General features: G+C 36.9%; 7 protein-coding genes and 3 tRNA genes. All 10 read right to left on the reverse strand.

Features of this window, described 5'->3' with window-relative positions:
- Nucleotides 1-118: 118 nt before the first annotated feature.
- The 10 genes from ACH0B5_RS17375 to ACH0B5_RS17420 all read right to left on the reverse strand — a co-directional run bounded on the left by ACH0B5_RS17375 (nucleotide 119) and on the right by ACH0B5_RS17420 (nucleotide 8,771).
- Nucleotides 119-1,555, reverse strand: a complete 1,437-nt coding sequence (locus ACH0B5_RS17375; RefSeq protein ID WP_406928221.1) for an o-succinylbenzoate--CoA ligase — start codon at nucleotides 1,553-1,555, stop codon at nucleotides 119-121.
- Between the two features lie 191 nt (nucleotides 1,556-1,746).
- On the reverse strand, nucleotides 1,747-2,565 hold the full coding sequence (gene menB, locus ACH0B5_RS17380; RefSeq protein ID WP_122973638.1) for a 1,4-dihydroxy-2-naphthoyl-CoA synthase: 819 nt from the start codon (nucleotides 2,563-2,565) through the stop codon (nucleotides 1,747-1,749).
- A gap of 129 nt (nucleotides 2,566-2,694) precedes the next feature.
- Nucleotides 2,695-3,519, reverse strand: coding sequence for a 2-succinyl-6-hydroxy-2,4-cyclohexadiene-1-carboxylate synthase (gene menH / locus ACH0B5_RS17385; RefSeq protein ID WP_341362496.1), 825 nt, complete (start codon nucleotides 3,517-3,519; stop codon nucleotides 2,695-2,697).
- The gene (menD, locus tag ACH0B5_RS17390; RefSeq protein WP_122973636.1) at nucleotides 3,516-5,234 is read right to left on the reverse strand and encodes a 2-succinyl-5-enolpyruvyl-6-hydroxy-3-cyclohexene-1-carboxylic-acid synthase; all 1,719 of its coding nucleotides are present in this window, start codon (nucleotides 5,232-5,234) and stop codon (nucleotides 3,516-3,518) included. The genes menH and menD overlap by 4 nt, the downstream gene beginning before the upstream one ends.
- Nucleotides 5,227-6,612: an isochorismate synthase gene (locus tag ACH0B5_RS17395; RefSeq protein ID WP_122973635.1), complete on the reverse strand. Its 1,386-nt coding sequence runs from the start codon at nucleotides 6,610-6,612 to the stop codon at nucleotides 5,227-5,229. The genes menD and ACH0B5_RS17395 overlap by 8 nt, the downstream gene beginning before the upstream one ends.
- Nucleotides 6,613-6,815: 203 nt before the next feature.
- The gene (locus tag ACH0B5_RS17400; RefSeq protein ID WP_406928222.1) at nucleotides 6,816-7,760 is read right to left on the reverse strand and encodes a dipeptidase; all 945 of its coding nucleotides are present in this window, start codon (nucleotides 7,758-7,760) and stop codon (nucleotides 6,816-6,818) included.
- 84 nt (nucleotides 7,761-7,844) lie between these two features.
- On the reverse strand, nucleotides 7,845-8,366 hold the full coding sequence (locus ACH0B5_RS17405) for a TraR/DksA C4-type zinc finger protein (protein WP_122973633.1): 522 nt from the start codon (nucleotides 8,364-8,366) through the stop codon (nucleotides 7,845-7,847).
- A 146-nt stretch (nucleotides 8,367-8,512) separates the two neighbouring features.
- Nucleotides 8,513-8,584: transfer RNA gene (locus ACH0B5_RS17410), tRNA-Glu, on the reverse strand.
- Between the two features lie 17 nt (nucleotides 8,585-8,601).
- A tRNA-Ser gene (locus tag ACH0B5_RS17415) sits at nucleotides 8,602-8,692 on the reverse strand.
- Nucleotides 8,693-8,696: 4 nt separating this feature from the next.
- Nucleotides 8,697-8,771, reverse strand: a tRNA-Asn gene (locus tag ACH0B5_RS17420).
- Between the last annotated feature and the right edge of the window lies 1 nt (nucleotide 8,772).

Raw genomic sequence — 8,772 nt, forward strand, 5'->3', positions numbered from 1 at the left:
TTTTATCAGAAGAGGTCCTTATTTTATTGTAAAAAATTCAAAGCCGGTGAAATTTTACTTTTCGTAAAATTTCACCGGCTTTTTTTATTTAGAGGAGGGTTTTGTCCCAGCCTCTTTTTTATATCATATATTCTTTTAACTTTCTTCGCATTAATTTATTTGAGCCGTTTCGTGGAAGGGATGGGACAAAATAAATATATTTCGGTATTTTATACTTTCCTAACTTCCCTTTACAAAATTCAAGTAGTTCTTCTTCCGTAATTGTAGAATGAAGAACAACAAATGCTGCCGGTACTTGTCCCCAAATCTCATCTTCTACACCACATACTCCAGCCTCTCGAACCGCTTCATGACTCATTAATACGTTCTCTATTTCAGCTGGGTAAATATTTTCTCCCCCTGAAATAATTAAATCGGAGCGACGGTCAAGTACATATAAATACCCTTCCTCATCTAAGTAACCAATATCTCCTGTATGTAACCAACCATCAATAGTGGAGCTTTTGTCAGAAAAACGACCAATATAGCCAGGAGTTACATGGGGACCTCGAATTAAAATTTCCCCTTCTTCATTAGCCATCGTTGCATTAGCTATTTTAATTTGATTGAAAAATAGTGATTTTCCAGCAGAACCTATTTTTCTTAATGCATCTTTGTTAGATAAAGTAGCTGTTTGGGAGGATGTTTCTGTCATACCGTACGTTTGAGAAACAAGTAAATTTAATCGGTGGGCCCGCTCAAGATAATGTATAGGAACAGGGCCTCCCCCTGCAAGAATTAACTTAAACTTAGGAGATGCTTGACTGCCCTTTTCTTCTAAGCCTTGAAGTATACGCTCTAACATCACCGCCACAACGGACATGTGGGTCACATTTCCTTTGGCGATATCATTGACACATTTTTCTTTATCAAATTTTTTGTACAACTTTACTTGATTGCCATAAAGTAATGAACGAACCAAAATCGAAAATCCACTTATATGGAATAAAGGGACTACGCACAGCCACACATCATCTTCAGAAAGGCCAATATTTAGCACAGATGATAATGCACTTGCCTGATGATTACCGACGGTTTGACGAACCCCCTTTGGAAATCCTGTCGTACCTGACGTATACATAATGGATGTTGTTTGATCATCTGGCCATTCATGTCGAATATTAATAGATGTCGCTTCACTATTTTCGATTGTTGTAAATAAAAGATGGGGCGTATTATCAGGTAAGAGAGAAATATCCTCGTCATCAACTAAAACCATTTCTACTCCAGCATCTTCTATTTGATATTGTAATTCTTCCTTTGAAAGCTTACGATTGAGCATGACCATTTCACATTGTAGGTGCATGCATGCATACATGATAAAAATAAGGCGCGGTTGACTCGGTCCCATAATGGCAACACGACTGTTCTGTTGAATACCTAATGTTGCTAATTGTTTCGCTCTATGGACTGAAATATTTTTTATTTCTTCGAATGTCCATGATTGGTCTTCAAATATTAATGCACGTCGAGTCGGTGTTAAATGTGCACGTTGTAAAATCCAATTCGGATTCATATCCATTCCTCCAGTACATTGCAATACTATTTTAACTCTATAGGGCTAGCTATTCAAAAAGTAAAGAAACAACCTGTTTATAGCCCTTATTTATATGTAGGTTATAATTCTTATCTTTCCTATTCTGTTCTTTTCCATATAAAAAAGCAAGAGAATCGAGATTCTCTTGCTTCCTATTTCAATCTTTCCTATTAAGGGAATCTTGGGAACTGACCGAAGTCTGGTTTACGTTTTTCTTTAAATGCATCGCGGCCTTCTTTTGCTTCGTCGGAAGTATAGTAAAGAAGTGTAGCGTCTCCGGCAAGCTGTTGGATACCTGCTAAACCATCAGAGTCTGCATTAAATGCTGCTTTTAAGAAACGTAATGCCATTGGTGATAATTCAAGAATTTCTTCACACCATTTAACCGTTTCATCTTCTAATTGTTCTAATGGAACAACTGTATTTACTAAGCCCATTTCAAGTGCTTGTTGTGCATCATATTGACGACATAAGAACCAAATTTCACGAGCTTTTTTATGACCTACGATACGTGCTAAATAACCTGCACCATATCCACCGTCAAATGAGCCTACTCGAGGGCCAGTTTGACCGAAACGAGCATTTTCAGCTGCAATTGTTAAGTCACATACGATATGTAATACGTGACCACCACCAATTGCATAACCTGCTACCATTGCGACAACCGGTTTTGGAATTTTACGAATTAATGTTTGTAAATCTAAAACATTTAAACGTGGAATATTGTCTTCTCCGACATATCCACCATTTCCACGAACTTTTTGGTCTCCACCTGAACAGAAGGCAAGGTCACCTTCACCTGTTAAAATAATAACACCTACACGTTCATCATCACGTGCGCGTGAAAATGCATCAATCATTTCTGCAGTTGTTTTTGGACGAAATGCGTTACGCACTTCTGGACGGTTAATCGTAATTTTTGCGATACCGTTGTAAAACTCATACTTAATATCTTCGTAAGTATGTAAAGTTGTCCACTCACGTGCCATGTATATACCCCCTTATTGATTATCAAATACGATGACGTATTTGTTGCAATGGATTGCAACTTATTGCGGCAAGATGTTTAGGATTTTGTACTAAGTTATCATTAGGCTAAGCAAAGCTAGTGATAAAACTTATCCAGTCGTCCCATTAAACTCTATAGCATCCTTTACTATTGTAGCAAATTGTTTAGGATTTTCCACATGAATTGCATGTCCAACATTTTCAACTAATCGAAGTTCCGCAAAAGGCAATCGCAGTTTCATTTCTTGAGCAATGTTACAAAACTTTTCGTCTAACATTCCTGTTATAAGTGTAACTGGCCTATTAAGTTGATCCAGCTGGTCCCATAAGGATTGCTGCGCCCCTGTTCCCATTCCTCTTAGACTGTTTGCAAGACCGATTTCAGATTGGGACAACCTTTCTTTCCGAACAGCTTGTTGTACTGCTATCGGTAAATTTTTTTGCGAATGAAATAACGGAATGTTTTCCCATTTTTGAACAAAAGATTGAAGTCCATTTTGTTCAATACTTTTCGCTAGTTCTTCATCGGCTTTTCTTCTCGCCATTCTCTCTTCTTCCGTTTTTAATCCGGGAGAAGCACTTTCTAAAATTAACTGTTGGATTCTTTCCGGAAACTTAACGGTATAAGAAAGAGCTACACGACCACCTAAAGAATAGCCGATTAAAATAAATTGATTTAGCTTCAACTGATAAAAAAGATTTTCTAAAATCTCAATTTGTTCTTCCATTGAATAATGTGACACATCTTCTGGAGCTTCCGTTTGACCATGTCCAACTAAATCAATGGCAACAAGCCGATAGTCAGAAAATTGCGAAGCCGTTTTTCCCCATGTTTTAACGGTTCCAGTAAAACCATGGAGTAGGACGATTGTTTCCGTTAAATGCTCATTCCATATTTGAATATTTACGTTAATGCCACGGGCTTGTAAAATCATTGCTCCAACTCCTCGTGAATTCGTTGCCAAAGCTTACGATGGGCAGCGACATTTTCCTCACGATTCGTAAAGATTTCAACTAAACGTAACGGCTTTGCCTTTGGTTGTTCAAATAATGGCGATAGCTCGTCCAAAGTATGAATTGAAAGATAGTCCATATCATACATCTTAGCTATTTCAGCAAATTGTAAAGATGTTGGTGTACCAAATAAATCTTCATAATACTCTTTTACAGTGGCTTGGGATAAATATGAAAAGATTCCCCCACCATCATTATTAAAGACAATCACATTTATATTACATGGCTGATAACGAGTAGCAATGAATGCACTCAAATCATGTAAAAAGGCTAAATCGCCAATAAATAAATACATTTCTCGATTTGGTCTACCTTGACTAAAACCGATAGCGGTTGACATTACACCATCAATCCCATTTGCACCACGATTTGCAAATACTTGAATATCTTTTGCAGTTGGTAAAAGGAATGTATCGATATCACGAATTGGCATACTGCTGCTTACAAATAAATCACTCTGACTCGGAAGCTTTTCTAAAAACATACGAACCATTGCCCCTTCATCGGATTCATTGGCACTGTAATTTTCAATATGCTTTTTCGCGATTGTCTCCCCTTTTTGCCACTGTTTTACATATTCTTCATTAATACGATTGCCACTTATATTTAACTCATTTAACCACTTTCCAATGGATGCATGAATAAAGTGGGTAGAAACCGCAGCTGAGTCACGGAACATAGGATCTTCATCAACTACTACATAATGAGTTGGCTCAGTTTCTGTTAAAAAAATCGTTAGAAATTTAGATACAGGTTGAGCACCAAAACGAATTACTGTATCAGCTGCAACCTGTTGTTTAAATGGTCCGCTTTTTAATAATGCGTCATATGTAGTAATAATATAAGGCTCACAATCCGCTGGAACGTTCGTTCTCAAGTTTGAAAGACTTTCAATTAACACTGGCCATTTCAATGTACGAATAAAGGACCAAATATATTGTAAGTCAGTACCTAATGCTAATTCTCCGACGACGATAAAACCTTTTTGCGTTTGGCGAATAATTCCTTCTAACGTGTCCTTTGCCATTTCAGAAGGTGTTACTTCTCCTACATAGCTGTTTTGAAAAGATGGAACGGGAAGTTCTTCTTTAAAATCAATTAGTAAAGGCTCACGGAATGGAACGTTAAAATGAACCGGTCCATAGGGTGCTGTTGTTGCAATATTTACTCCTCGAGCTATATGACGTTCTATATGTGGTAACGTTTGTTTAGCATCATCTGGAATTGGAAATTCAGCGCTCCACTTTACCCTTTCTCCATACAAATTCAATTGATTGATTGCTTGAGGTGCTCCAACTTCCCTCAATTCGTGGGGGCGATCTGCCGTAATGACGATTAAAGGTACTCGGGCATATTTTGCTTCAACAATTGCTGGATAATAGTTTGCAGCTGCTGTACCTGACGTACATAATAGTACTACTGGTTTAGCTTTTGCTTTCGCAATTCCTAAAGCGAAAAATGCTGCTGAACGTTCATCAACTTGTCGATAAATATTTAAATTTTTCGTCGAAGCAAACGCATAAGCAAGAGGTGTAGAACGAGATCCAGGACTTATTACTACATCTTCTACACCATTTTGCATAAGTGAAGCAACCATTTTATAAACGTAATTTGTTAATATTTCTCGATTATTCATGTAGTTGTCCTCCTAAAGCACGTAACATCGGACGGAACTTCACTAATGTTTCTTCATATTCCGAAATTGGTTCGGAATCAGCAACAATACCGCCGCCAGCATATAAAAATGCCGTATTTTCTTTTAATGCAGCAGAACGAATCGCCACAATAAATTCTCCATTTCCTTCTGCATCCATCCAACCTAATGGAGCCGCATATAATCCTCGATTCATCGACTCATATTGGCGAATAATCGAAAGCGCTTCCTGACGAGGTACGCCCCCTAATGCAGGAGTAGGATGTAAATGTTTAACAAGTTGTAATATCGTTGCATCTTGTTTTAATACCCCTTCAACCGGCGTATAAAGATGTTGAATATCACGTATTTTTAACAGTTTCGGTTGCTTTGGAACCTTATATTGAATGCAATTTTGTTCAAAAGTATGAGCAATCATATCGACCACATAGCGATGCTCTCCTAAGTTTTTTGAATCCGCTAAAAGACTTTCTCCCAATGCATTATCTTCTTCAACGGTTTTACCACGTTTAATCGAACCTGCTACACATGAAGAAAAAGCGTTACCTTTCTCAACTTTTACTAATCGTTCTGGAGAAGCACCAAAGAATAAAAGTTTGTCACGTTCTAATCCAAATAAATAGCTTTCGGGCTGCTCGCTTATTACGTGGGATAACACTTGGGGAGCTGTTAAAATGTCATCAAATTGCATTTCTAAAGTACGCGCAATGACCACCTTTTCAGCTTCGTTATTTTTAATTAAATTGGTTACCGTTGCAATCGTTTTTAAATAATCTTCTTTATAAACTTCTCGATAATTCGTCATTACCGGTTTATCATACATTTTTAACTCTTTTACTTGAGCTGCATGAATCAATTGATCCCGCTCTTTTCGTAATAAATCAAACTCTTCTATGCAATTTTCATTCTTCGTAACTAAATGAATGCTTACATATGCTTTATCATCCCGAATGACAAGCTGATAAGTCGCTATTGCAAAATAGCTTTGGGGAAAACCGTTCCATTCCCCCTCTTTCATATTGTTCGGGTCAAAAGTAAATCCACCAAATAAAATCGGTTGTTGTTCACTTTCTTCCTTTACAATATTTTTCGTTAAAGCTTTCCATTCTTTTTCAATGAAATCAAAACGTTCATCATTTGCATTGTTTTCTATTTTATATGCATGTCCTAATCCGACTAATGTGAACGTTTTCTCACGGTTTTGCCAGAAAAACCGTTGTCCTTTATATTGTTTCTCCCCTGCTGCAAAGAATGCAAGGGCCGATAATCGGTTAACTTCAATCGTTTCAATATAGAAGGTTAATGTCGAATTGACTGTTCCCACTTCTACTTCAGTGGTTTGTAACCACTTCTGATGCATGAATTTTCCCTCCAACAAAGGCAATTTTGCCATAAAAATAACAGACAATTAAATATCTGCTTGTTTAAATAATCTTTTCGAATCACTCGATATCTATTCTATCATATCATTTTTTTCTTATATACAATATCGATATTCCTTACCGCCTTCATTTTTAATATGTAAAATTGACTAATTGATTCCATTAAAAAAAAGCGTAAGATCTATTTCTCACGCTTTCCAATCCCCATTACGTAATTTCTAAATCCTTTACTTGCCATCATCTGAACTTCCTCAATTGAATAAGTATTCAACAAGGCATTAATAAGATTCTGATATTCACTAGCATTAGATAGCTTTTCAATCGCTAAAGGATCCATTCCATCAAAATCTGACCCAAAGCCTATCGATTCAACCCCTACTAAAGAAGTTAAATGTTGAATATGTTTAAGAAGTTCATTTATCGTCGTAGTTTCTTTAGCTGGTTCGATAAAAGGAGGATAAAAAACGACATGAATTCTTCCTCCATTTTGAACTAATGCTTTAATTTGCTCATCTGTGAGATTTCTAGGATGGTCACAGATGCTTCTAGCATTACAATGACTGGCAATGATATGTTTTGCTAAAGGGAGTACTTCATAAAAACCTTGTTCATTTAAATGGGCCACATCAAGTAGAATATCATGTTGATTTAATAATTGAATGACTTCATGGGCAAAGGGTTTTAAACCTTTTGAAGGGGCTTCAGACGTCCCATATGCAACAGCATTTTCTTCATTCCAAGTAAGTCCAACAATTTTAACTCCTGCATCGATTAAATGTTGAAGCTTTCCTATATCTTCTCCAATACAATCGCAACCTTCAAGACTTAAAACGGCTCCGATTTCTCCTTCTTTCAGTTCATCTAATTGTCTCCAATCCGTAATGTGTACCATCTCGGATTTGCTTAATACTTTTGTATGGAATGCCTCTATTTGACGGGCTGCTTCTAAAAACTTTTCTTTTTGAGGGACATTGGGATGAATAAAAATCGCAAATACTTGAACTTTCACTTTTCCAGCTTGTAAATAGTTTAGATTCGCATGTAGCCTATTATCATTTTGAAAATCGACCGCTTCTAATCTCGTTAATTTCTCCAACACATCACAATGCAAATCAATAATATCCACTTTTCTCCCGCCTATCCATTGTTTTTCTATATTGTATAGGAAAATGGATAGTTCTTGCTATAGATGAAGGAACAATTATTCATTTTATTGTAGACGATCTCGAATAGATGTTTCTTGATTATTTTGATGAATAATCTCCTGCGGAACATCCTGCGGACTATCAGATGACGGGTATTCACCAGAACCATCCTCAAAATCGACCGTTAATAATGATTTATGTGTAAGTTCATTCATAATTTCTTCTTCCACTGGTCGAGTTTCCATATCAATTTTTTCATGACTATGTTCTTTACAAGTCAATGTCGTAGGAACTGCCTCTAACCTCTCAAATGGAATTTCTTTTTGACATACTTCACATTTTCCATATGTTCCATTTTCCATTGCATTTAACGCAGCCTCTATTTTTTCAATACTTTCTTGTTTAAAATCATCCATTGCATATTCTGTTAATTGCGATGTTAAATCAGAAGCATTATCTCCAGGGTGATTATCATAATTGGATAATTCCGTACGATCTATATCATCGTGGGTTTCTAAACCTTCTTTTAAATCCTTCAATTCCTCTAATAAATTGTTTTTTAATTGTTCCATTTGTGATTGATTCATTTATTTTAAACCTCCTTCTATCTATTAATTAAGGTTCACCTAATTTAGCCTTTTCAAACGTAAAATATTGTACAACAATGAGAAATTCTTTCATTTTAAACAAAAAACACTCTCAAGATAATGTTTATCTTGAGAGTGTTTAGTAATGACCCGTACGGGATTCGAACCCGTGTTACCGCCGTGAAAGGGCGGTGTCTTAACCACTTGACCAACGGGCCTAACACAAAATTATGTATGGCGGAGAAGGAGGGATTTGAACCCTCGCGCCGGTTACCCGACCTACACCCTTAGCAGGGGCGCCTCTTCAGCCTCTTGAGTACTTCCCCAATATGGCTCCGAAGGTAGGACTCGAACCTACGACCGATCGGTTAACAGCCGATTGCTCTACCACTGAGCTACTTCGGAA

Source organism: Ureibacillus sp. 179-F W5.1 NHS (assembly GCF_045369345.1).
Classification (GTDB): Bacteria; Bacillota; Bacilli; order Bacillales_A; family Planococcaceae; genus Ureibacillus; species Ureibacillus halotolerans.

Coding starts and splice junctions, on each gene's coding strand:
- ACH0B5_RS17375 (WP_406928221.1), bottom strand. CDS start 1,555: ATGAATCCGAATTGGATTTTACAACGTGCACATTTAACACCGACTCGA.
- menH (WP_341362496.1), bottom strand. CDS start 3,519: ATGATTTTACAAGCCCGTGGCATTAACGTAAATATTCAAATATGGAAT.
- menD (WP_122973636.1), bottom strand. CDS start 5,234: ATGAATAATCGAGAAATATTAACAAATTACGTTTATAAAATGGTTGCT.
- menB (WP_122973638.1), bottom strand. CDS start 2,565: ATGGCACGTGAGTGGACAACTTTACATACTTACGAAGATATTAAGTAT.
- ACH0B5_RS17405 (WP_122973633.1), bottom strand. CDS start 8,366: ATGAATCAATCACAAATGGAACAATTAAAAAACAATTTATTAGAGGAA.
- ACH0B5_RS17395 (WP_122973635.1), bottom strand. CDS start 6,612: ATGCATCAGAAGTGGTTACAAACCACTGAAGTAGAAGTGGGAACAGTC.